General features: G+C 72.1%; 24 protein-coding genes. 8 read left to right on the forward strand and 16 right to left on the reverse strand.

The window, feature by feature from the left end; translation table 11 throughout:
* The first annotated feature begins 348 nt into the window (after positions 1–348).
* On the forward strand, positions 349–930 hold the full coding sequence (locus tag O3X23_RS15365; protein WP_269271930.1) for an SCO3374 family protein: 582 nt from the start codon (positions 349–351) through the stop codon (positions 928–930).
* Here O3X23_RS15365 and O3X23_RS15370 read toward each other — a convergent pair.
* The 10 genes from O3X23_RS15370 to O3X23_RS15415 all read right to left on the reverse strand — a co-directional run bounded on the left by O3X23_RS15370 (position 861) and on the right by O3X23_RS15415 (position 8,767).
* Positions 861–1,199, reverse strand: a complete 339-nt coding sequence (locus tag O3X23_RS15370) for a histone-like nucleoid-structuring protein Lsr2 (protein ID WP_138354121.1) — start codon at positions 1,197–1,199, stop codon at positions 861–863. The two genes, O3X23_RS15365 and O3X23_RS15370, sit on opposite strands and share 70 nt — an antisense overlap.
* Before the next feature lie 122 nt (positions 1,200–1,321).
* The gene (locus O3X23_RS15375; RefSeq protein WP_269271931.1) at positions 1,322–1,840 is read right to left on the reverse strand and encodes an amino-acid N-acetyltransferase; all 519 of its coding nucleotides are present in this window, start codon (positions 1,838–1,840) and stop codon (positions 1,322–1,324) included.
* Between the two features lie 9 nt (positions 1,841–1,849).
* Positions 1,850–2,245 carry a BlaI/MecI/CopY family transcriptional regulator gene (locus O3X23_RS15380; RefSeq protein WP_269271932.1) on the reverse strand — a complete coding sequence of 132 codons (396 nt, stop codon included), beginning with the start codon at positions 2,243–2,245 and terminating at the stop codon, positions 1,850–1,852.
* A 39-nt stretch (positions 2,246–2,284) separates the two neighbouring features.
* Positions 2,285–2,464, reverse strand: a complete 180-nt coding sequence (locus tag O3X23_RS15385) for a hypothetical protein (protein WP_269271933.1) — start codon at positions 2,462–2,464, stop codon at positions 2,285–2,287.
* Positions 2,465–2,478: 14 nt separating this feature from the next.
* On the reverse strand, positions 2,479–3,207 hold the full coding sequence (locus O3X23_RS15390) for a hypothetical protein (RefSeq protein ID WP_269271934.1): 729 nt from the start codon (positions 3,205–3,207) through the stop codon (positions 2,479–2,481).
* A 158-nt stretch (positions 3,208–3,365) separates the two neighbouring features.
* Positions 3,366–4,163, reverse strand: coding sequence for a type III pantothenate kinase (locus O3X23_RS15395; protein ID WP_269271935.1), 798 nt, complete (start codon positions 4,161–4,163; stop codon positions 3,366–3,368).
* Positions 4,164–4,171: 8 nt separating this feature from the next.
* On the reverse strand, positions 4,172–5,224 hold the full coding sequence (gene nadC, locus O3X23_RS15400; RefSeq protein ID WP_269271936.1) for a carboxylating nicotinate-nucleotide diphosphorylase: 1,053 nt from the start codon (positions 5,222–5,224) through the stop codon (positions 4,172–4,174).
* Positions 5,221–6,984, reverse strand: a complete 1,764-nt coding sequence (locus O3X23_RS15405; RefSeq protein WP_269271937.1) for an L-aspartate oxidase — start codon at positions 6,982–6,984, stop codon at positions 5,221–5,223. The genes nadC and O3X23_RS15405 overlap by 4 nt, the downstream gene beginning before the upstream one ends.
* Positions 6,981–7,844: a pantoate--beta-alanine ligase gene (gene panC / locus O3X23_RS15410; RefSeq protein WP_269271938.1), complete on the reverse strand. Its 864-nt coding sequence runs from the start codon at positions 7,842–7,844 to the stop codon at positions 6,981–6,983. The genes O3X23_RS15405 and panC overlap by 4 nt, the downstream gene beginning before the upstream one ends.
* Positions 7,841–8,767, reverse strand: a complete 927-nt coding sequence (locus O3X23_RS15415; protein WP_269271939.1) for a Rossmann-like and DUF2520 domain-containing protein — start codon at positions 8,765–8,767, stop codon at positions 7,841–7,843. The genes panC and O3X23_RS15415 overlap by 4 nt, the downstream gene beginning before the upstream one ends.
* Positions 8,768–8,949: 182 nt before the next feature.
* Between O3X23_RS15415 and O3X23_RS15420 the strand changes: the two genes are divergently transcribed.
* Positions 8,950–10,086, forward strand: coding sequence for a threonine aldolase family protein (locus tag O3X23_RS15420; RefSeq protein WP_269271940.1), 1,137 nt, complete (start codon positions 8,950–8,952; stop codon positions 10,084–10,086).
* A gap of 54 nt (positions 10,087–10,140) precedes the next feature.
* Here O3X23_RS15420 and O3X23_RS15425 read toward each other — a convergent pair whose 3' ends face one another.
* A complete protein-coding gene (locus tag O3X23_RS15425) occupies positions 10,141–11,121 on the reverse strand; it encodes a quinone oxidoreductase family protein (RefSeq protein WP_269271941.1) in 981 nt (326 codons plus the stop codon).
* Between the two features lie 105 nt (positions 11,122–11,226).
* Here O3X23_RS15425 and O3X23_RS15430 point away from each other — a divergent pair, with 105 nt between their 5' ends.
* A complete protein-coding gene (locus O3X23_RS15430; RefSeq protein WP_269271942.1) occupies positions 11,227–11,544 on the forward strand; it encodes an ArsR/SmtB family transcription factor in 318 nt (105 codons plus the stop codon).
* 54 nt (positions 11,545–11,598) lie between these two features.
* On the opposite strand, the gene O3X23_RS15435 is transcribed toward O3X23_RS15430, so the two are convergent.
* The 3 genes from O3X23_RS15435 to cdgB form a co-directional block, all read right to left on the reverse strand.
* On the reverse strand, positions 11,599–12,288 hold the full coding sequence (locus tag O3X23_RS15435; protein ID WP_269271943.1) for a response regulator: 690 nt from the start codon (positions 12,286–12,288) through the stop codon (positions 11,599–11,601).
* Between the two features lie 101 nt (positions 12,289–12,389).
* Positions 12,390–13,592 (reverse strand): sensor histidine kinase, encoded by a 1,203-nt coding sequence (locus O3X23_RS15440; protein ID WP_269271944.1) that lies wholly within the window; start codon positions 13,590–13,592, stop codon positions 12,390–12,392.
* Positions 13,593–13,821: 229 nt separating this feature from the next.
* Positions 13,822–15,453 carry a diguanylate cyclase CdgB gene (cdgB, locus tag O3X23_RS15445; protein ID WP_269271945.1) on the reverse strand — a complete coding sequence of 544 codons (1,632 nt, stop codon included), beginning with the start codon at positions 15,451–15,453 and terminating at the stop codon, positions 13,822–13,824.
* A gap of 319 nt (positions 15,454–15,772) precedes the next feature.
* Between cdgB and O3X23_RS15450 the strand changes: the two genes are divergently transcribed.
* Positions 15,773–16,276, forward strand: a complete 504-nt coding sequence (locus O3X23_RS15450) for a flavin reductase family protein (protein ID WP_269271946.1) — start codon at positions 15,773–15,775, stop codon at positions 16,274–16,276.
* A gap of 47 nt (positions 16,277–16,323) precedes the next feature.
* Here the strand turns inward: O3X23_RS15450 and arfB are convergent, their stop codons facing one another.
* Positions 16,324–16,752 (reverse strand): alternative ribosome rescue aminoacyl-tRNA hydrolase ArfB, encoded by a 429-nt coding sequence (gene arfB, locus O3X23_RS15455; RefSeq protein WP_269271947.1) that lies wholly within the window; start codon positions 16,750–16,752, stop codon positions 16,324–16,326.
* A 186-nt stretch (positions 16,753–16,938) separates the two neighbouring features.
* On the opposite strand from arfB, the gene O3X23_RS15460 reads away from it, so the two are divergent.
* Complete coding sequence (locus O3X23_RS15460; protein WP_138354105.1) at positions 16,939–17,514, forward strand: TerD family protein; 576 nt, start codon at positions 16,939–16,941, stop codon at positions 17,512–17,514.
* An 85-nt stretch (positions 17,515–17,599) separates the two neighbouring features.
* On the opposite strand, the gene O3X23_RS15465 is transcribed toward O3X23_RS15460, so the two are convergent.
* Positions 17,600–18,136: a GlcG/HbpS family heme-binding protein gene (locus tag O3X23_RS15465; protein WP_269271948.1), complete on the reverse strand. Its 537-nt coding sequence runs from the start codon at positions 18,134–18,136 to the stop codon at positions 17,600–17,602.
* Positions 18,137–18,427: 291 nt separating this feature from the next.
* On the opposite strand from O3X23_RS15465, the gene O3X23_RS15470 reads away from it, so the two are divergent.
* From O3X23_RS15470 to O3X23_RS15480, 3 genes are all read left to right on the forward strand, one after another.
* Positions 18,428–19,654, forward strand: a complete 1,227-nt coding sequence (locus O3X23_RS15470; RefSeq protein ID WP_269272073.1) for a sensor histidine kinase — start codon at positions 18,428–18,430, stop codon at positions 19,652–19,654.
* Positions 19,651–20,322, forward strand: coding sequence for a response regulator (locus tag O3X23_RS15475; RefSeq protein ID WP_269271949.1), 672 nt, complete (start codon positions 19,651–19,653; stop codon positions 20,320–20,322). Before O3X23_RS15470 ends, O3X23_RS15475 begins: the two co-directional genes overlap by 4 nt.
* A gap of 72 nt (positions 20,323–20,394) precedes the next feature.
* Positions 20,395–20,883, forward strand: coding sequence for a hypothetical protein (locus tag O3X23_RS15480; protein WP_269271950.1), 489 nt, complete (start codon positions 20,395–20,397; stop codon positions 20,881–20,883).
* Positions 20,884–20,897 lie beyond the last annotated feature (14 nt).

Below are 20,897 nucleotides of genomic sequence, written 5' to 3' on the forward strand. Positions count from 1 at the left end.
GCAGCTCACTTCAACCGTAGACACCCACCTGGGCCCTTTAGTCCCACGCAGCCGACAACAGCTCCAACCTGATGGTGCGAGACGATGTTCCCGCAGGCCAGGTGAATAGACCTTTATCGAGTACGCCGATGGCGAACGCGCGCCCATCCGCCGCGGACGTCGCCCCGTCCCACTAGGTCTTTCTTACCCGCTGGCACCGACATTCCATGCGGCACGCGGCCATCGGGTGCGCTACGGGCGAACAACCTTGCGCTCATCGGCCCCATGCCGCTCCCCCATGGCGGGTACGGAGTGTGTCCATACCACCACCTTTCGTAACCCTTGCGCTTCGCGGGAGTTGCATACGGCATGGGCTGGTACGAGCACGAGCTGGGTTGGCCGATCGCCGGTACGACGCCTCCGCACCTGGTCACCGGTGCGCGCTTCGACGCGCTGCGGGTTCCCGCCAAGGTGGGCTTCGCCGCACTGACGCGCTTTCCGCGGCCGGGTGAGCTGGGCCCCGTCGCGCTGGACGGGCGGCAGGTCCTGCTGCTGGTGGCGGCGGGTACGGCGGAAGAGCTGCCGGGGCTGCTGGAATGGCTGGAATGGAGCGGGATCCCGCTCGATCTGACCGCCCTGGGCGCGGGCGATCTGATGCGGGCGCCGGCCCATCCCGAATGGGGACGCCGGGAGGCCGCCTACGACCGAACGGCTCCGGTCTGGCTGCGGCCTCCCCAACCGGGCTGCGAGGTGGAACCCACGTTGCCCGCGATGTGTTTCGCGGGCCGTGCCGGTACCGATGGCGCGGGGGAGCCCATCGGTCTGGTGGCGCTGGTCTCCGCTCTCGCGACGGCCTGCCACCGGCTCCGGCTGCTGGAGAATCAGCCGTGTTCCTTCTCGTACGCCTCGCGAATGGACGCGGGAACACGGCCGCGGTCATTGACCTCGTAGCCCTTGTCCTTGGCCCATGCGCGAATCTTCGCGGTGTCCTGGCTCGCCGAGCCGCCGCGCACAACCTTGGGACCGCGACCGCGTCCGACCCGTCCACCGGTCCTGCGACCGCTGTCCAGGTAGGGCGTGAGCAGCCCGCGAAGCTTGTCCGCATTGGCAGTGGTGAGGTCGATCTCGTACGTCACTCCATCGAGTGCGAACGTGACGGTCTCATCCGCCTCGCCGCCGTCGAGGTCGTCAACAAGAAGGACCTGAACCTTCTGTGCCACCGGCTTCCCTTTCATCGAAAACGGATTAACGGTAAAAGCAAAGCGCCTTTTAGGGAAAAACACAAACCCCTTGCGCGATGCGGCACAGGAGCCCGGTGCGCGTACCGGACATACCGGGACCCTCAGAGTTGCAGCAGCATGCGGCTGTTGCCCAAGGTGTTCGGTTTCACCCGCTCCAGGTCGAGGAACTCGGCCACTCCCTCGTCATTGGAACGCAGCAGCTCGCCGAAGACATCACCGTCGACCGGTGTCTCACCGATCTCGACGAAGCCGTGCTTCGCGAAGAAGTCGACTTCGAAGGTGAGACAGAAAATCCGGCGGACTCCGAGCCAGCGCGCGGTCTGCAAGAGCTTGGCCAGGACTTGATGTCCTACGCCCTTCCCCCGTTGTCCCGGATGAACCGCCAGCGTGCGGACCTCCGCGAGGTCCTCCCACATCACGTGAAGTGCGCCGCAGGCCACGACGGCGGCGTCCTCGTCGCGTTCGGCCACCCAGAACTCCTGGATGTCCTCATAAAGAGTCACCGTGGGCTTGTCCAGCAGGATGCGATCGCGGACATATGAGTCCAGCAGGCCGCGGACAGCCGCCACATCACTCGTCCTGGCCCGGCGGATGGTGACGTCATTTGATACGAAGGGCATGGCCGGACGCTATCGTTCGTCGGGCTCGGGAGCGGCAGAGGGGTCCACCGAGCGGACTACGCGCATTGCGTCCCTGAGTGCTTCGCGCTGTTCCGGCGACATCATGCCGAAGAAGTGCACGAGGGCGGCGGCCGGGTTGTCGCTCGCCGCCCAAGCTTCGTTCATCAGTGCGGCCGAGTAAGCGGCTCTCGTCGATACCGCTTCATAGAGATAGGCACGGCCTTCCGCCTCGCGGCGGAGCCAGCCCTTCTGGTGCAGGTTGTCCATTACGGTCATGACCGTCGTGTACGCGATCGACCGGTCCTGCTGCAGGTCTTCCAGCACTTCGCGAACGGTGACCGGGCGATTCCACTGCCACACCCTGGTCATCACTGCGTCTTCGAGGTCTCCCAATGGACGGGGCACTCTCGAATACTAGTGACATTTGCCGGAAATGCCGCTTATTTAGCGAACGTCGTCGGTTCCGGCCTGCCGGACCGCCTCGGCGTTGGCGAACGCGGCGTCGACCGCCGCGTCCTCCTTGGCCTTGTTGGCCCCGCCCTGGTTCTTGATGATCGTCACGACGAGGCCGATGAAGAAGACCGCCATCACGAACGGCGGCACGAGCGCGGATACGTAGTCCATGCCGTCCAGCGTAGTCAGGCCGTGCGGTGTTCCTCGTCCGGGGGCGTGGCGCGGTGTCCCGGCGGGAACACCTCGGCGGGCGTGGGCACCCGGCGGCCGGGGTCGGGGGCCGAGGGACCCCTGGACGGTGCGGGAGCCGGTGCGGGCACCTGGGAGGGCCGTGCGGGCTTCTCCGACGGCTTGCCCGGCGTGTCCGCGCCATGGGGCGCGGAGCCGACCAGGACGGCCGGCACGGGCGATTCCCTACGGCCGCCGGGCAGCGACAGCAGGTGTCCGCGGTCGGCGATCGTGGAGCGTCGGCGCGACGTGGGCATGTGGGCCTCCAGGCGGGCTCGTAGATCGTTTTCGGCCAGGTCCTCGCAGCGCCGCAGCAGCACGGTGCGGCGGCGGTGCTCCACCGCGCCGCAGGGGTGTCCGCGCAGCCGCCGCAGCGCCGCGAGGTCGTCGGGGCCCGGCAGATAGCCGGTGTCGAGGGCGTCCCGCAGCCGCGCGAGGTAGCCGGTGGCGCTGCCCGGGAGTGCCTCCCGGTAGCGGGCCAGCTCGGCGAGGAGGAACGTCCGGAGCCGTCCGCCCTCGCTGACCGCTTCGTCCAGGGCCTCGGCGAGCCGGAGGTACTCCTGGAGGTCGTCGGGGACGGGTGTCGTGGTGTCGGGTCGGAGGGCCGCTGCGAGGGCGCGCCGGAACACACGCAGTTCGTCCGCGCTGAACGCCATGCCGCCCCGGGAGCCGTGTGGCGTGGGCATGGGACGACTTTAAGTGCTAAACGGACAAAATTCCCGTAACGACATGGCCGGATTCAGCGCGCGGAACCAGCGCAGGAACGGCACGGGAACCAACACAGGAACCAGCGCGGGATCCGACCCCCTCGCCGGGCCGGATCCCGTTACCGGCGCGGCGCCGGCTAGTTCGTCGAGATGTTCCGCTCGTAGACCAGCCGCAGCCCGATCAGCGTCAGCCACGGCTCGTGCACGTCGATGATCGACGCCTCGCCGAGGACGAGCGGCGCGAGACCGCCGGTGGCGATCACCGTGACGTCGTCCGGGTCGTCGGCGAGTTCGCGGGCCATGCGCTCCGCGACCCCGTCGACCTGGCCGGCGAAGCCGTACAGGATGCCGGACTGCATCGCCTCGATGGTGTTCTTGCCGATGACGCTGCGCGGGCGGGCCAGCTCGATCTTGCGCAGCTGCGCGCCGCGCACCCCGAGGGCGTCCACCGAGATCTCGATGCCGGGGGCGATGGCGCCGCCCATGTACTCACCGCGCTTGGAGACCGCGTCGAAGGTCGTGGCCGTACCGAAGTCCACGACGATGCACGGACCCTTGTACAGGTGCATGGCCGCGAGGGAGTTGACGATCCGGTCGGAGCCGACCTCCTTCGGGTGGTCCACCAGGATCGGCACGCCCGTCTTGATGCCCGGCTCGACGAGGACCGACGGGACGTCGCCGTAGTAGCGCCTGGTGACCTCCCGCAGCTCGTGCAGGACCGCGGGCACCGTCGAGCAGATCGAGATGCCGTCGATGCCGTCGCCCAGCTCCATGCCGAGCAGCGGGTGCATGCCCATCAGGCCCTGCAGCAGGACCGCCCACTCGTCGGCGGTACGGCGCGAATCGGTGGAGATCCGCCAGTGCTCGACGATCTCCTCCGCGTCGAAGAGGCCGAGGACGGTGTGCGTGTTGCCGACGTCGATGGTGAGCAGCATGGCGGGTCTCAGACCCCCGTGTGGAGGGGCAGCGGGCGGAGGTCGAGCCCGATGTCCAGGATCGGCGAGGAGTGCGTGAGCGCGCCCACCGCCAGGTAGTCCACGCCGGTCTCGGCGTAGGCGCGGGCGGTGTCGAGGGAGAGCCGGCCCGAGGACTCCAGGACGGCGCGGCCCGCGACGTACGTGACGGCCTCGGCGGTCTGCTCCGGGGTGAAGTTGTCGAGCAGGATCAGGTCGGCGCCCGCCGCGAGGACCTCGCGCACCTGGTCCATGGTGTCGACCTCGACCTCGATGGCCAGCTCGGGGAACTCGTCGCGGACCAGCTTGAAGGCCTGCGCGACCCCGCCGGCCGCGATCACGTGGTTGTCCTTGACCAGCGCCGCGTCCGACAGCGACATCCGGTGGTTGACGCCGCCGCCGCAGCGCACCGCGTACTTCTCCAGGGCGCGCAGCCCCGGCGTGGTCTTGCGGGTGTCGCGGACCTCGGCCTTGGTGCCCTCCAGCACGTCCGACCAGGCGCGGGTGGCGGTCGCGATGCCGGACAGCCGGCACAGCAGGTTGAGCGCGCTGCGCTCGCCCGTCAGCAGGTCACGGGTACGGGTGCGGACCGTCAGCAGCACCTGGCCGGCCTCGACGCGGTCGCCGTCCTCGACGTGCCGCTCGACCTCGAACTCGTCGGTGCAGACGACGGAGAGGACCGCCTCGGCGACCCGCAGGCCCGCGACGGTGCCGGCCTCGCGGGCGGTGAAGTCACCGGTGGCGAAGGCGTCCTCGGGGACGGTCGCGACGGTGGTGACGTCCACACCCTGGTCGAGGTCCTCCTCGATCGCGATGTGCGCGATGTCCTCGACCTGGACGGGGTCGAGGCCCGCGTCGACCAGCAGCTGCGCCAGGTCGGCGTCCAGGCCGCACTCCAGCGGGTCGTGCTCGTACGTCTCCTCGCCGCCACCGCAGCCGCACGCGTCACCGCAGCCGCCCGCCTCCTCACCGGACTGGCTGGTGGGCAGGCCGAACTGCGGCAGCGGGAGAAGGACGGGCTGAGGGCGGTCCGGGGTACTCACGAGGGCTCCTTGAGGGCTGCGAGGGTCGTCCCCCGCGGGGTTTCTGCGGTCGCCGGCAGACCGTCCGACGGCGCCGGTTCACTGCGCACCGGCGGAAAGTCGGCCGTGTCGGTGGTGTGCACGGCCAGGGTGCCGTTGGGCGTCAGGCGGACGATCAGGTGCCGGCGCCACTGGGCATCGTCCCGGTCCGGCCGGTCCTCGCGCCAGTGGCAGCCACGAGTCTCCTCCCGGCGGCGGGCGGCCGCGACCAGGACCCGGGCGACCAGGCTCAAATTGGACGCTTCCCACGTCTCGACGCAGGGCTCGGCGGTCTTGCCGTCGCGCTCCAGATCGTCGACGGAGGCGGCGTGGATGCGCTCCAGCCCGGTGGCCGCGCCCGCCAGGCTGGCGGCGCTGCGCAGCACGCCCGCGCCCGCCGTCATGATCCGCTGGATCTCGAAGCGGGTCTCGGAGGCCAGCAGCGGGGTGCCGGCCGGGGCGGGGACGACGGGGGCGCCCGGCGCGGTCGGGTCGGCGATGATGTCGGCCGCGATGCGCTCGGCGAAGACCAGCCCCTCCAGCAGCGAGTTGGAGGCGAGCCGGTTGGCGCCGTGCACACCCGTGCAGGCGACCTCACCGCACGCGTACAGGCCCGGCACGGTCGTCCGGCCCCGCAGGTCCGTCCGGACGCCGCCGGACGCGTAGTGGGCCGCGGGGGCGACCGGGATCGGCTCGGTGACCGGGTCGATGCCGTGCGAACGGCAGGCGGCGAGGATCGTCGGGAAGCGCTCGGCCCACATCTTCGCGCCGAAGTGCCGGGCGTCGAGGAACATGTGCTCGGCGCCGGTCTCCTGCATGCGCCGCGTGATGCCCTTGGCGACGATGTCGCGCGGCGCCAGCTCGGCCAGCTCGTGCTGGCCGGTCATGAACCGGATGCCCTCGGCGTCGACCAGGTACGCGCCCTCGCCGCGGACCGCCTCGGACACCAGCGGCTGCTGGCCCTCGGCGTCCGGGCCCAGCCACAGCACGGTCGGATGGAACTGCACGAACTCCAGGTCGCTGACCTCGGCGCCGGCCCGCAGCGCGAGCGCCACGCCGTCGCCGGTCGACACGGCGGGGTTCGTCGTCGCGGAGAACACCTGGCCCATGCCGCCGGTCGCGAGCACCACGGCCTTGGCGTGCACGGCACCGACGCCGTCGCGCTGGCCCTCGCCCATGACGTGCAGCGTGACGCCCGCGGTGCGGCCGGCCTCGTCGGTGAGCAGGTCCAGGACGAGCGCGTTCTCCACGGTCTCGATGCCGGCGTCGCGGACCGCGTCCACCAGCGCGCGGGAGATCTCCGCGCCCGTCGCGTCGCCGCCCGCGTGCGCGATCCGGCGGCGGTGGTGGCCGCCCTCGCGGGTCAGCAGGATCTCGCCGGTCTCGTCCGACGTGTCGAACCGCGCGCCGGTGGAGATGAGCCGGCGCACCGCGTCCGGGCCCTCGGTGACCAGCGCCCGCACGGCCGGCTCGTCGCACAGCCCGGCGCCCGCGACCAGGGTGTCGTCCAGGTGCTGCTCCGGGGTGTCGCCCTCGCCGAGCGCGGCGGCGATGCCGCCCTGCGCCCAGCGCGTGGAGCCGTTGTCCATCTGCGCCTTCGTCACGACGACGACCTTCGCGCCGGCGGCGGCGCACCGCAGCGCGGTCGTCAGGCCGGCGACGCCGGATCCGACGACGATCACGTCGGCGCTGATGGCCCAGCCGGGGGCGGGGGCGGCCAGCCGTATGCCGGTTCCGTTCATCGGGCGGCTCCGAATTCCAGGGGGATGTTGTCGATCAGACGGGTCGTGCCGACCTTGGCGGCGACGGCGAGGATCGCCGGCCCGGTGTGGCCGGGCGGCGCCTCGGTGAAGTCTGCGGGGTCGACGAGGGCCAGGTAGTCGACGGCCGGGCCGCCGTCCCCCGCGCGCTCCAGCACTGTGCGCGCCGCCGCTCGTACGGCGTCGGGGCCCGCCTGGACCGCGTCCCGGCCCGCGAACAGCGCGCGGGACAGTTCCAGCGCCGACGCCCGGTCGGCGTCCGAGAGGTACCGGTTGCGGCTGGAGAGCGCCAGGCCGTCGCCCTCGCGGACCGTGGGGACGCCGACGATCTCCGCCGGGAAGTTGAGGTCCGTCGCCATCCGGCGGATCAGCGCGAGCTGCTGGGCGTCCTTCTGCCCGAAGAACGCGGCGTCCGGGGCGGTGAGGTGGAGCAGCTTCGCGACGACGGTGAGCATGCCGTCGAAGTGGCCGGGGCGGGAGGCGCCCTCGTAGCGCTCCCCCATCGGTCCCGCCGTGATCCGCACCTGCGGTGCGCCGCCGGGGTAGACCTCGTCGACGGAGGGCGCCAGGACGAAGTCGGCGCCGGCCCCGTCCGCGATCTTCACATCGGCGTCCAAGGTGCGCGGGTAGCGGTCCAGGTCCTCACCGGGGCCGAACTGCAGGGGGTTGACGAAGACGGTGACGACCACCTCGCCGTCCGCCCCCACGTGCTCGCGCGCGGTGCGGATGAGCGCCGCGTGCCCTTCGTGCAGGGCGCCCATCGTCATCACCACGGCGCGCGTGCGGCCGTCCCGGGCGGCCGCCCGCAGCTCCGCGGCCGTCTCCAGCAGGTGCGTGGTCATCGGGTTCCCCCGTCCGCGAGGACTTCGAGCAGTGCCTCGGCGAGTTCCGGCTTGAGCATTCCGTTGGCGATCGCGCGGTCCGCGGTGGCCCGCGCCATCGCCAGATAGGAGGCGACGGCCTGCGGGGAGTGCTTGCGCAGCTCCGCCAGGTGGGCGGTGACGGTGCCCGCGTCGCCGCGCGCGACCGGGCCGGTGAGGGCGCCGTCGCCGGCCCGCAGGGCGTTGTCGAGGGCGGCGCCGAGCAGCGGGCCGAGCATCCGGCCCGGCTCCGAGACACCGGCCGCGCTCAGCAGCTCCATGGACTGGGCGACCAGGGTGACCAGGTGGTTCGCACCGATCGCGAGGCCCGCGTGGTAGAGCGGGCGGGCTTCCTCGTCAATCCATTCGGGCTCGCCGCCCATCTCGATGACGAGGGCCTCGGCGGCCATCCGCAACTGCCCCGGAGCGGTGACGCCGAAGGAGCAGCCGGCCAGCCGCTGCACGTCCACGGCGGTGCCGGTGAAGGTCATCGCGGGGTGCAGCGCGAGCGGCAGGGCGCCGGCCCGCAGCGCCGGTTCGAGCACGCCGGTGCCGTAGCGGCCCGAGGTGTGCACGATCAGCTGGCCGGGGCGTACGGCGCCGGTCTCGGCGAGGCCCGCGACCAGGCCGGGCAGCGCGTCGTCGGGGACCGTCAGCAGGACGAGGTCCGCGCGCGCGAGCACTTCCTCCGGCTCGACCAGCGGCACGTCGGGGAGCAGGGCCGCCGCGCGGCGGCGGGAGAGTTCGGAGACCCCCGAGGCGGCGACCGGCCGGTGGCCGGCGAGCTTGAGGGCGGCGGCGAGCGCCGGTCCGACCCGGCCGGCGCCGACGACGCCGACGGTGAGGCGGGCGGGGCGCGCCTCGGCTTCTGAGGGCGTGGGGCCCGGGGTGTGCGATGCGTTCACGCTGCGCTGGCCTTCCGTTCCAGTCCTGAGCGGTACCGGACGTTCTCGTCAATGCTACGCGAATGCTTCCCGGGGTCCTCGGGGGTCCGGGGGGCGGACGCCCGGGGACGCCGGGAATCCCGCCCGGCCCGCCCGGGAATCCCCCTCGGCAGAAGGCGTCCGCGTGGGGCAGGATCGGGGCCATGGGCAATCCGATCAACGACGAGAAGGCAGCACGCCTGGCGGCTGTGCGCGCATGTGACCGGGTGCTGTCCAGCGGCAAAAGGCCACTGATGCGCGAACGGCTGGAGCGGCTGGTGGCCGAGGGCGCGGCCGCGTACGACCTGGACGTCCCGCTGGACATGTACGGCGACGGAATCGTCGACACGCTGGAGCAGCGGGTGGCGGAGCTGCTGGGCCTGGAGGCCGCGGCGTTCTTCCCGACCGGGACGATGGCGCAGCAGGTGGCCCTGCGGTGCTGGGCGGGCCGGACGGGAAACCCGACGGTCGCGCTGCACCCGCTGGCCCATCCGGAGGTGCACGAGCGCGGCGCCCTCTCGGCGGTGGGCGGGCTGCGCACCGTCCACCCGACGACCGCGCCCCGGCTGCCGACCGCGCAGGAGGTCCGCGACCTCGACGAGCCGTTCGGCACGCTGATGCTGGAACTGCCCCTGCGCGACGCGGGGTTCCAGCTGCCCACCTGGGAGGAGCTGACCGCGACGGTGGCGGCGGCACGCGACCGGGACGCCGTCGTGCACTTCGACGGGGCCCGGCTGTGGGAGTGCACGCCGCACTTCGGACGCTCCCTCGCCGAGATCGCGGACCTCGCGGACAGCGTCTACGTGTCGTTCTACAAGTCGCTCGACGGCATCTCCGGCGCGGTGCTCGCCGGCCCGGCCGACCTGATCGCGGAGGCCAAGGCCTGGCGGCACCGGTACGGCGGGCTGGCGTTCGCGCAGTTCCCGACGGTGCTCACCGCGCTGGCCGGGCTGGAGAACGAGCTGCCGCGGCTGCCCTCGTACGTGGCGCACGCGAAGAACGTCGTGGAGGGGCTGCGGGACGGGCTCGAGGGCGCGGTGCCGTTCTTCCGCATCAACCCGCCGGTGCCCTTCACCCACCAGTTCCAGGTGTGGCTGCCGTATCCGGCCTCGGTGCTGGACGCGGCCGGGCTGCGGCAGGCGCTGGAGACGAAGTCCGCCGTGTTCGGCAAGTGGTTCGACAGCGAGGTGCCGGGGATGTCGGTCACCGAGGTGACGGTGGCCGCGTCGGCGCTTGAGTGGACGGTGGACGACGTCGCGGAGGCGGTGCGCGCGTTCCTGGAGCGCCTGCCGCACGACTGAGGTCCACCGCTCGCCCGACCGAGACCCCCGCGCCGCGCGCCGGCGGCTGCCGCGTCACTCCCCGGCGACGCGCAGCAGCAGCTTGCCGGTGGTGGCGCGGGTGTCCATGAGGCGGTGCGCCTCGGCGGCCTCCGCCAGCGGGAACTCGGCGGTGATCGGCAGCTCGACCTTGCCGCCGGCGACGAGCTGGAAGGACTTGCCGGCGATTGCGCGCAGCGTCCGCGGCTCGTTCTCGGCGAGGGTGAGGATCGAGAAGCCGGCGACCGACAGACCGCGCGGGTACAGCTCGGGCTGGCCGAGCTGCCAGGCGGCGCCGCCGCCGGCGTTGCCGAAGGAGACGAGCCGGCCGAAGAGCGCGAGGGAGTCCAGGCTGCGGCGGAGTGTGTCGCCACCCACCGGGTCGAGCGCGAGATCGACGCCGCGGCCGCCGGTGGCCCGCTGGACCCCGGCGGCGAATTCGTCGCCGAGGAAGACCTCGTCGTAGCCGTACTTGAGCGCTTCCGCGACCTTCTCCGGCCGCGACACGACGCCGTAGACGGCGCCCGCCCCGCCGAGCCGGGCGACCGGCCCGGCGACGGTGCCGACCCCGCCGGCCGCGCCCTGGACCAGTACGGTCTCGCCCGCCCGCAGCCGGCCGACCTCGTGCAGCAGGGCCTGGACGGTGGGCAGCACGGTCGGCAGGGTGGCGCCGACCCGCAGGGAGACTCCCGCCGGGAGGGCGAAGACGGTGGCGGCAGGGGCCGTGACGACCTCCGCGTAGCCGCTGTGCGGGGTCAGCGCGGCGACCTGCTCGCCGACGGCCAGGCCCTCGACGCCGTCGCCGACGGCGCGGATCCGGCCGGACACCTCCAGACCGGGGCGGAAGGGCAGCGCGGGGACCCGGTAGCCGGCGGAACGGGCCTTGGTGTCGGCGAAGTTCACGCCGGCGTAGGCCACGTCGATGGTCACCTCACCGGGGCCGGGCTCCGGGACCGGAGCCTCGGTCACCCGCAGGACGTCGGGTCCACCCAACTCCCCGAATTCGACTGCACGCATGACGGCCACCCCTCGCAAGCTGTTCAGTGAAAAGCGAACACTCGGAGTGTATGGTTTTCATCGAACACTCCGCAAGGGTGAACAGGACGAGCAAGAGGACACCCGATGGGCCACCGGACCGAACCCGAGCACACCCACCCGGAGGACGTACCCGTCCTGGCGGCCCTCGCCGCCCTCGCCGATCCCGTACGCCTCCAGCTGGTGCGCGAACTCGCCGGATCCGGCGACTGGGAGCGGTCCTGCGGCACCTTCGACGTGCCCGTCGGCAAGGCCGCCCTCAGCCACCACTTCGCGGTGCTGCGCACGGCCGGGCTGATCGAGCAGCGGGACCAGGGACCCAAGCGCGTCAACCGGCTGCGCCGCGCGGAGTTCGACCAGCGCTTCCCGGGCCTGCTGGACCTGGTCCTGCGCGACGACCACTGACGCGGCCCGCCCAGCGGCCCACCCAGTGGGGCGGGGCTGCCTGCGGGGCGGGGGCTACCGGCCGCCGTTGGTGCCGGCCCGTACCAGGCCCGTCTCGTAGGCCAGCACGACCGCCTGAACGCGGTCGCGCAGGTCGAGCTTGGTGAGGATCCGGCCGACGTGCGTCTTCACCGTCGCCTCGGACAGCACCAGCTTCCGGGCGATCTCGCCGTTCGACAGCCCCTGGGCGACGAGCAGCAGCACCTCGCGCTCGCGCTCGGTCAGCCGGTTCACGGCGGTGTTGTCCGGCGCACCCGAGCTGGGCAGCATCGGCGTGAAGCGGTCCAGCAGCCGGCGCGTGGTGCTCGGGGCGACGACCGCGTCGCCGCTGTGCACGGAACGGATCGCGGCCAGCAGCTCGTCCGGCGGCACGTCCTTGAGCATGAAGCCGCTGGCTCCCGCCTTCAGCGCCGAGAACGCGTACTCGTCCAGGTCGAAGGTGGTGAGGATCAGCACCCGCGGGCCGCCGTCGTCCGGCTTGCGGTCCCCGCCGCAGATCTGCCGGGTCGCCTCGACTCCGTCCAGGCGCGGCATCCGGACGTCCATCAGCACCACGTCCACCTTGGTGGAGCGCAGGACTTCGACCGCCTCCGCGCCGTCGCCCGCCTCCGCGACGACCTCCATGTCGGGCTGGGCCTGCAGCACCATGCGGAAACCGGTGCGCAACAGCACCTGGTCGTCGACGAGCATCACGCGGATCGCCATCGTGTTCTGGTCCTCTTCTGCTGGTTCTGCCGGAAGTCTGGTTCTGCTGGAAGTCGGCGGGTCGGTGGGTCGGCGGATCGGCAGGTCGGAGTGTCCGGGATTCAGCGTCCCGTCTTGAGGGGCAGCACGGCGCTGATCCGGAAGCCGCCGCCGGGCCGCGGGCCGGCCTCCAACGTGCCGCCGATCATGGCGATGCGCTCCCGCATCCCGACCAGCCCCTGCCCGAGGCCGTCCCGCCCGCCGTCCTGGTACAGCTCGTGCTGCGCACCCCGCCCGTCGTCCTCGACGAGCAGGTCCAGTTCGGCGTCCGCGAAGACGAGCTGGACGGTGGCGGTCGCGTCCATGCCGCCGTGCTTGCGGGTGTTCGTCAGCGCCTCCTGGACGATGCGGTACGCGGTCAGCTCCACGCCGCTGGAGAGCGGGCGGACCTCCCCCGTCACCTCGAAGCGCACGGGCAGCCCCGCGCCGCGCACCTGCTCGACGAGCTCGGAAAGCTGGTCGACCCCGGGCTGCGGCACGTACTCGCCGCCGCTGTCGTCGCCCGCCCGCAACAGGCCGAGCAGCCGGCGCATCTCGGCGAGCGCCTGCCGGCCGGTGCTGGAGATCGTCGCCAGCGCCTGCTTGGCCTGCTCCGGCGAGGCGTCCAGCACGTAGGCGGCGCCGTCCGCCTGCACCACCATCACCGACACGTTGTGCGCCACCACGTCATGCAGCTCACGGGCTATGCGGGCCCGCTCGGCGGCGACCGCGGCCTTGGACTGCGCCTCGCGCTCCCGCTGGAGCCGGGCGGCGCGCTCCTCCAGCTGGAGGTAGTAGGCACGGCGGGTGCGGAGGCTGTCGCCGATGACCCAGGCGAGCGCGAACGGGACGGACAGGAAGATCACTTGGACGATGCCGACCCAGGTGCTGGGCGGTGGGTCCTCCTCGTGCCAGCGCAGCGTCGAGATCGGCGAGGCGCTCAGACCGCCGACGAGCGCGAGCCGCGAGGCCCAGCGGGAGCCGTTGGCGGCGGCGGTGTAGACGGCGACCAGCATCGCGAAGTCACCGGGATTGACCTTGACGTTCAGCACCATCTGGGCGATGCCGAGGGCGATGACCAGCAGCAGCGTCTTCTCCGGCGACCGGCGGCGCAGCGCCACGACGGCGGCCAGCCCGATCGAGATCGGAACCGCGGCCATCCGCGAGAACTCCGAAGGGAAGTCGTCTTCCAGCACCCACACCGCGTTGATCCCGAGCAGGACGAGAGCCCAGAAGCTGTCGACCCACGTCGGGTGTCTGCGGAGGAAGGAGTAGAGGCGCTGCACATTACCCAGCGTATGCAGGGGAATGGCGGTCCGGGGTCAACCGGCAGATCGATCTCGGGTACTCCGCAAGGTGGAGGGAACCCCCTTGAACCTGGCATTGGACCCGTTCCGGCCCGGCTTTGATCCCGTTTCGGTCTGTTTTCGCCCCTCAAGAGACTCAGGGGGCACGATCCGGTCACAGGGGAGCGCCCGCTTCCACCCCTGCGAGTCGGCCGCACGGCCTCGCGGGTCAGCCCGCGCGGCGGTGGTTGCGCGTGCGGGAGCGCTTCTCGATGTACATGCGCTGGTCCGCGGAGTGCAGGATCTCGTCGGCGGTCATGCCGCAGCCGGCCCAGCCGATACCGAAGCTGGCCCCGACGCGTACCGCCCGCCCGTCGACCCGGATCGGCGGGATGATCGCGTTGCGCAGCCGCACCGAGAGGTCCTGCGCGTCGGCGGGGCCCAGGCCGTCGGCGAGGACGACGAACTCGTCGCCGCCGAGCCGGGCGACGGTGTCGCCGTCACGGACCACGCTGGCCAGCCGGCGGGCCACCTCGATCAGGACGGCGTCCCCCGTGTGGTGGCCGAACCGGTCGTTGATCGACTTGAAGCCGTCCAGGTCGCAGAAGAGCACGGCCAGGCCCTTGCTGCCCGAGTCCTCGCTCTCGTCCGGCGCGATGGTGTGGGTGTGCAGGTCGTAGCCGCCGACCGCCCCCATGGGGCTGGCCATGTCGTCGGGGCCGAAGCCGTAGCTGAACGCGAACTCGTCGGGCGCCGCGTCGGAGACCGCGTCGTCGGGCCGTTGACAGAGGCGGCTGGAGAGCCGGGCGCGCAGCTCCGCGCTGTTCGGCAGTCCGGTGAGCGAGTCGTGGCTGGCGCGGTGTGCGAGCTGCATCTCGCGGCCCTTGCGCTCCTCGATGTCCTCGACGTGGGTCAGCAGGAAGCGCGGCCCGTCCGCCGTGTCCGCGACGACGGAGTTGCGCAGCGAGACCCACACATAGGTGCCGTCGCGGCGGGCCAGGCGCAGTTCGGCCCTGCCGCCCTCGGCGGAGGTCCGCAGCAGCAGGCCGACGTCCTCGGGGTGGACGAGGTCGGAGAAGGAGTAGCGGCGCATCACGGAGGCGGGGCGGCCCAGCAGCCGGCACAGCGCGTCGTTGGCGCGCAGCAGTTTGCCGTGCTGGTCGCCGCCCATCTCGGCGATGGCCATACCGCTGGGCGCGTACTCGAACGCCTGCCGGAAGCTCTCCTCGCTGGCGCGCAGCGCCTGCTGGTCGCGCTCCAGCCGGACCAGCGCCCGCTGCATGTTGGCCCGCAGCCGGGCGTTGCTGATGGCGATGGCGGCCTGGAAGGCGTACATCTGCAGCGCCTCGCACCCCCACGGTCCCGGGTGCCGGCCGTTGGTGGGCTTGTCGACGGAGATGACGCCGATCAGTTCGCCGCCGATGTTCGCGGAGGCGTACATGGGGGCGTAGAGGCGGTCGTTGGGGTGCCACTCGTCGGGGAAGCGGGGCGGCGGGCCGTCGGTGTGCCACTGCGGGACGTCGTCGTCGACCAGGACCCAGCCCTCGGTGTGCGGTATGAACCGCAGCATCCCCCAGCGCTCGCCCATGTTCAGCCGGCGCTCCCACGAGGCGCGGGATCCGACCCGGCCGGCGAGCAGTGACTCGGCGGCGGCACTACCGGCGAAGGCGGCGACGACCAGGTCGCCGTCGGGTCGCACCAGGTTCACGGCGCACAGTTCGTAGCCCAGCCCGTTGACCACCCCGTCGGCCACGGCCTGCAGAGTGTCGGCGAGACTTCGTGCCGTATTGAGGTCTGCGACGACCTGGTGCAGCTGACGCAGGGTCGCGAGACGGACATACGGCTCCGACTCGGTGTCCATGCCTCTCTCCGAGCCCTCGACAGCAACTCCTGGGATTTCTTGTCGTCCGATTGCCACGGCAACTGAATCACAGGGAGCAGTTCGCCCGGTACACAGGGTCAACAATTCCTGCCCCTTGTGACTCAAGTCACAGGAGTTTGTCCCGGCTTGACCACGGAGCGTATGGCTTTGGGCCGAGGCTCCGGCTAGTACCGGCCTAGGACTTCCGGAGGCCCCTACCCGGATGGGTCCTGGTCCCGAAGCCCGATGCGCGCGGCCAGGACAGGGACGTACCGTCCTTGGTGTGCTTCAGACATCCGCTGTCCCCCATCCTGGGATCATGGCCCACCCCGACGACTTCCGAGCCGCGATGGCCCGCCTCGCGGCCGGCGTCGTTCTCGTCACCGCCCACGACCCCGAGGACGGGCCCAGGGGCGAGGACGTCGGCATGACGGCCACCGCGTTCCTGTCCGTCTCGCTCGAACCGCCGATGGTACTGGTGAGCGTCCGTGCGGACTCGCGAATGGACGATCTGCTGGAGCGGCAGCCGCTGTGGGCGGCGTCCGTGCTCAGCGAGAGCCAGCGACACATCGCCGGGCGCTTCGCGATGCGCGGGCGGATCAGCGACCGGCTGCTCTTCGAGGACGTGTCCTACTACCGCGGCCCCAGGTCCGGCGCCCCGATACTCGGCGGCGCGCTCTCGGTGCTGGAGTGCGAAACGGAACAGCGGGTCACGGCCGGGGACCACACCCTGGTCATCGGACGGGTGCTCGCCGCGAAGACGCCGAGCGCCGACGGCTCACCCCTCGTCTACTTCAAGGGCCGCTACCGGCAGCTCGACTAGGCCCTGTCCGACGGATCCCGCCCGGCCCGGCCTCCCAGCGGCCGGGATCAGTCCCAGGAGCGCTGGTCGCGGCCGCGCTTGGTATCGCCGCGCTGCTTCTTGTGCCGCAGCCGCCGCTCGTTGATGCCGCGCGGGATCTTCGTCGGGCGGCGCGGCTTGGGGGGCGGGGCGGTCGCCGTCGCCAGCACCGACGCCAGCCGGGCGAGCGCCGTCTCCCGGTTGCGCCACTGCGAGCGGTGCTCGGAGGCTTTGACCGCCAGGACACCGGAGACGAGCTTGCCCGCGAGGCGCTCCAGCGCCCGGTCCTTCCAGACCGGCGGCAGGCACTCCGTACCGGCGAGGTCGAAGCGCAGCTCGACCTGGCTGTCGCTGGTGTTCACATGCTGCCCGCCCGGCCCCGACGACCTGGAGAAACGCCACAGGAGCTCGGCCTCCGGAACGGAGACGGAGCCGCGAATGACAAGGGGACCGGACATGCGTCCTATGATCCCGTGTTCCGGCGGCTCCCGTCACAGGGTTTTCCACGGGGTTCTCCCTGGCTGTTCGAGCCGCCGCGGCCGATCCGGAATCCTTCGAAGGGAACCAGACCGTCCTCTGACGGCGTTGTGACGGGTGACGGTAGCTTCGTCGGCAACAACCCATCTCCATGGAGGGGACTCCCAATGGCTGTAAGCCTGTCCAAGGGCGGCAACGTCTCGCTGACCAAAGAGGCGCCTGGCCTGACGGCTGTCACGGTCGGTCTCGGCTGGGACGTCCGTACCACTACCGGTACCGACTTCGACCTCGACGCGAGCGCCATCGCAGTGAACACCACCGGCAAGGTCTACTCGGACGGCCACTTCGTCTTCTTCAACAACAAGGCGACGCCGGACCAGTCCATCGTCCACACCGGCGACAACAAGACCGGTGAGGGCGAGGGCGACGACGAGCAGATCAAGGTCAACCTGGCGGCCCTCCCGGCCGACATCGACAAGATCGTCTTCCCGGTCTCGATCTACGACGCCGAGACCCGGAGCCAGAACTTCGGCCAGGTCCGCAACGCGTACATCCGTATCGTCAACCAGGCCGGCGAGGCGGAGATCGCCCGTTACGACCTGAGCGAGGACTCGGCCACCGAGACCGCGATGGTCTTCGGCGAGCTGTACCGCAACGGCGCGGAGTGGAAGTTCCGCGCGGTGGGCCAGGGCTACGCCTCCGGCCTCGTGGGTATCGCCACGGACTTCGGCGTCAACCTCTGACACCGCCTCCCGACGGCCCCCGGATCGCTCTCGATCCGGGGGCCGTCGGCGTTCGCGCGGGGCTGTCCGAGGCCGAGGGCCGGCGTCACTTCGCGAGGGCGGCCACACCGGCTCGCGCGAACTGCTCGTCCAGGTCACCGCTGGGGGCGCCGGCGACACCGATGGCCGCGATCGGCGCGGACCCGGAGGTGACGGGGGTCGCGCCGGCCAGGAAGAGGGTGCCGGGGATGTCCTTGAGGTTCGGGGCCTGGGCGAGCCGCTTGGCCAGCTCCGAGGTGGGGGCGTTCCAGGAGACCGCGGTGTACGCCTTGCGCTCGGCGGACTCGTAGGACTGCGGACCGGCGCCGTCGCCGCGCAGGGTGACGATGGTGTTCCCGTCACGGTCGACGACCGCGACGGTGACGTGCTGGCCGGCCTTCTCGGCGGCGTCCAGGGCCGCGTGCGCGCCCTTGGCGGCGGCGTCGACCGACAGATGCGTCGTCCCGACGGTCTGCGACGCCCGGACGTCGGCGGCCTTCGCGGCGGGCGCCGGGGCGGCGGACGCCGACACGCTGCCGAAGACGCCGGCGCCGAGAGCGGCGGCGGCGAGGGACCCGGCCAGCACACGATGGGAAATCTTCACGGTCACTCCTCGTTGGATCGGTGCGGCCCGCACCGGGCCTGCCCTTCGATCCTCATCCCGGCCGGGGCCGACCGGGGTCGACGTTCCAGCCCCTCCCCGCGGGCATGATGGATGACAGGGCTGTCAACCGATCGGATGATGCGGGGCGGGCGACGCCGGGCGATAAAGGGAGACGGGGGTACCGGAACCCGGCCCGGGGCCGCAGCAGCCGACGAGGAGATCCACGTGCGCACCACCCCGCGACCGGCGGAGGAGACCGCGGCCCTCGACGAGGGCCGGCTCACCCTCGTCATGCACCTGGCGTTCGTCCTGCTGCTGGGTGCTTCGCTGACGCGCTTCGTGGTCCACCATCCGGGCGCCGCCAGGGTGCCGTGGGTGATCGGTCTGAGCGTCGTGCTCGCCGTCCTGTACGCGCTGGGCCCGGCCTTCCGCCCCACCGACGTATGGACCGTGCGCCGGCACCGCCTGTGGCTGGCGGCCGTCGTCGTCACGTGGGTGGTGGTCGTGCTGCTCGCGCCGAGCTTCGCCTGGTGCGCGATCCCGCTGTTCTACACCGGGCTGCGGACCCTCCCGGCACCCGCCGCCATCACCCTGGTAGCGGCTCTCACCGTCCTGGTCGTCATCTCCCAGCTCCGGCTGGCGAAGGACTTCGACCCCAACCTCCTCCTGCTCCCGCCCGCCGTTGCGGGCCTCGCCACCGCCGTCTTCCTGCACATGCAGCGGCAGGCCGCCCGCCAGCGCGCGCTCATCGACGACCTCGTCCGCACCCGGCGCGAGCTCGCGGCGACCGAGCGGCGCGCGGGCGCCCTCGCCGAGCGGCAGCGGCTGGCGATGGAGATCCACGACAGCCTGGCGCAGGGCCTGTCCAGCCAGCAGATGCTGCTGCAGGCCGCCGCACGCACCTGGGACACCGACCCGGCCACCGCCAGGACGCACGTCACCACCGCGACCTCGATCGTCGCCCGCAACCTCGCCGAGGCCCGCGCCTTCGTGCACGACCTCGCGCCCGCCGACCTCGCCGACGGCGGCACCCTTCACGACGCGCTGCGGGCGCTGGCCGAACGCGAGTCGGCGGAGAGCGGCCTGCCGGTCCGCTTCCACCTGGACGGGAGCCCCGGCGGTTCCCCGGATGGTTCCCCGGGCGGGCTGTCGGGCGGGCTGTCGGCCGGGCTGTCGGCCGCCGCGCAGGCCGCGCTGATGCGGATCGCGCAGGGCGCGCTGGCCAACGTGCGCGAGCATGCCGGTGCCTCGGCCGCCGTGATCACCCTGTCGTACCTCGGCGACCAGGCCGTCCTCGACATCGCGGACGACGGCCGCGGCTTCGACCCGGCCGGACCGTCATCCTCGGCCGGACCGTCACCCTCGGCCGGGCCGTCGACCGCGGGCAGCGCGGGCCGCGGCCACGGCCTGCCGGCGATGCGCGCCCGGCTGCGCCAGTTCGGCGGCACCCTGACCGTGGAGAGCGGCGCGGGCGAAGGCACCGTCGTCACCGCCACCGTCCCCCTGGAGACCCCATGACCACCCCCGGAACCGCACCCGCGCCCACCGCCGCCCCGGTCCGGCTGCTGGTCTGCGACGACCACGCCGTCGTGCGCGCCGGGCTCCTCGCGCTGCTCGCCAGTGCGGGCGACATCGAGGTGATCGCCGAGGCCGGAACGGGCGAGGAGGCGGTCGTCCTGGCCGCCCGGCTGCGCCCGCAGGTCGTCCTGATGGATCTCCAGCTGGGGAACGGGATCGACGGCGTCGAGGCCACCCGGCGGATCACCGCGGCCGTCGAGGCCCCCGACGCCGCCCCGCACGTCCTGGTGCTGACCACGTACGACACCGACGCCGACATCACCCGCGCCATCGAGGCCGGCGCGACCGGCTACCTGCTCAAGGCGGAGCGGCCCGAGGAGCTGTTCGCCGCGATCCACGCGGCGGCGCAGGGCCGCACCACGCTCTCGCCGCCGGTCGCCAGCCGCGTCATGGCGCGGATGCGCGCCCCGCGGCCCCACCTCACCGAACGCGAGCTGGACATCCTCGCCCAGCTCGCGCAGGGCCTGGGCAACCGCGACATCGCCCGCGCGCTGTTCATCAGCGAGGCGACCGTCAAGACGCACCTGGGCAGGATCTACGACAAGCTCGGCGTCGACACCCGGTCGGGAGCGGTCTCGGTGGCCAAGGAGCAGCGACTGCTGCGCTGAGCCGAGCCGCCGGCCGGGGAGCCGTCGCGCACGATGCGGGGAGCGCTCGTACCCCGTGCGACGATCGACCGTGTGATCGACCTCGGCTACGCCCTCTCCCGCCGCTTCCCCGACCCCCCGCAGACGGACTACCGCAGCGCGACCGTCCAATCCCTGCGCCACGACCTGTTCTGCGGCGACGTGTACCTCGCGAAGGGTGAGCGCGAACTGTCCACAGCCTGGGGATGGGTTCCGGTGCTCGACTTCGCGTGGGCGATGTGCGACATCGTCGAGCGGCTGGACGAGGACCCGCGCGGCAGCCGCGCCTCGCGCACGCAGTACGCCGAGTTCGACTTCACCGAGTCCTCGGACCGGCTGCGCTTCGCGCGCCGCTTCGGCTACGTGGACGTCGTCGCCGACTGGGCCGAGGACGAGCCCCCGCTGTCCCTGCACCACACGACGTTCCGCCGCGAGGCGCGCGACTTCCTGCACGACCTGATCGCGGACCTGACCGACATGCACGACGGCCTCGGCGACAACCCGGCCGTCTGGGACCTGCGGGCCCGCTACCCGCGCGTGTGACCCATCGGGTCACC

The organism is Streptomyces sp. H39-S7, from assembly GCF_027158205.1.
Lineage (GTDB): Bacteria > Actinomycetota > Actinomycetes > Streptomycetales > Streptomycetaceae > Actinacidiphila.

Excerpts from the sequence above, each read along its gene's own strand:
- O3X23_RS15375 (WP_269271931.1), bottom strand. The coding sequence starts at position 1,840 with ATGCCCTTCGTATCAAATGACGTCACCATCCGCCGGGCCAGGACGAGT.
- O3X23_RS15395 (WP_269271935.1), bottom strand. The coding sequence starts at position 4,163 with ATGCTGCTCACCATCGACGTCGGCAACACGCACACCGTCCTCGGCCTC.
- O3X23_RS15420 (WP_269271940.1), top strand. The coding sequence starts at position 8,950 with ATGGGCAATCCGATCAACGACGAGAAGGCAGCACGCCTGGCGGCTGTG.
- O3X23_RS15460 (WP_138354105.1), top strand. The coding sequence starts at position 16,939 with ATGGCTGTAAGCCTGTCCAAGGGCGGCAACGTCTCGCTGACCAAAGAG.
- O3X23_RS15470 (WP_269272073.1), top strand. The coding sequence starts at position 18,428 with ATGCACCTGGCGTTCGTCCTGCTGCTGGGTGCTTCGCTGACGCGCTTC.
- O3X23_RS15475 (WP_269271949.1), top strand. The coding sequence starts at position 19,651 with ATGACCACCCCCGGAACCGCACCCGCGCCCACCGCCGCCCCGGTCCGG.
- O3X23_RS15365 (WP_269271930.1), top strand. The coding sequence starts at position 349 with ATGGGCTGGTACGAGCACGAGCTGGGTTGGCCGATCGCCGGTACGACG.
- O3X23_RS15435 (WP_269271943.1), bottom strand. The coding sequence starts at position 12,288 with ATGGCGATCCGCGTGATGCTCGTCGACGACCAGGTGCTGTTGCGCACC.
- panC (WP_269271938.1), bottom strand. The coding sequence starts at position 7,844 with ATGACCACGCACCTGCTGGAGACGGCCGCGGAGCTGCGGGCGGCCGCC.
- O3X23_RS15430 (WP_269271942.1), top strand. The coding sequence starts at position 11,227 with ATGGGCCACCGGACCGAACCCGAGCACACCCACCCGGAGGACGTACCC.
- O3X23_RS15405 (WP_269271937.1), bottom strand. The coding sequence starts at position 6,984 with ATGAACGGAACCGGCATACGGCTGGCCGCCCCCGCCCCCGGCTGGGCC.
- O3X23_RS15385 (WP_269271933.1), bottom strand. The coding sequence starts at position 2,464 with ATGGACTACGTATCCGCGCTCGTGCCGCCGTTCGTGATGGCGGTCTTC.
- O3X23_RS15425 (WP_269271941.1), bottom strand. The coding sequence starts at position 11,121 with ATGCGTGCAGTCGAATTCGGGGAGTTGGGTGGACCCGACGTCCTGCGG.
- arfB (WP_269271947.1), bottom strand. The coding sequence starts at position 16,752 with ATGTCCGGTCCCCTTGTCATTCGCGGCTCCGTCTCCGTTCCGGAGGCC.
- cdgB (WP_269271945.1), bottom strand. The coding sequence starts at position 15,453 with ATGGACACCGAGTCGGAGCCGTATGTCCGTCTCGCGACCCTGCGTCAG.
- O3X23_RS15450 (WP_269271946.1), top strand. The coding sequence starts at position 15,773 with ATGGCCCACCCCGACGACTTCCGAGCCGCGATGGCCCGCCTCGCGGCC.
- O3X23_RS15390 (WP_269271934.1), bottom strand. The coding sequence starts at position 3,207 with ATGCCCACGCCACACGGCTCCCGGGGCGGCATGGCGTTCAGCGCGGAC.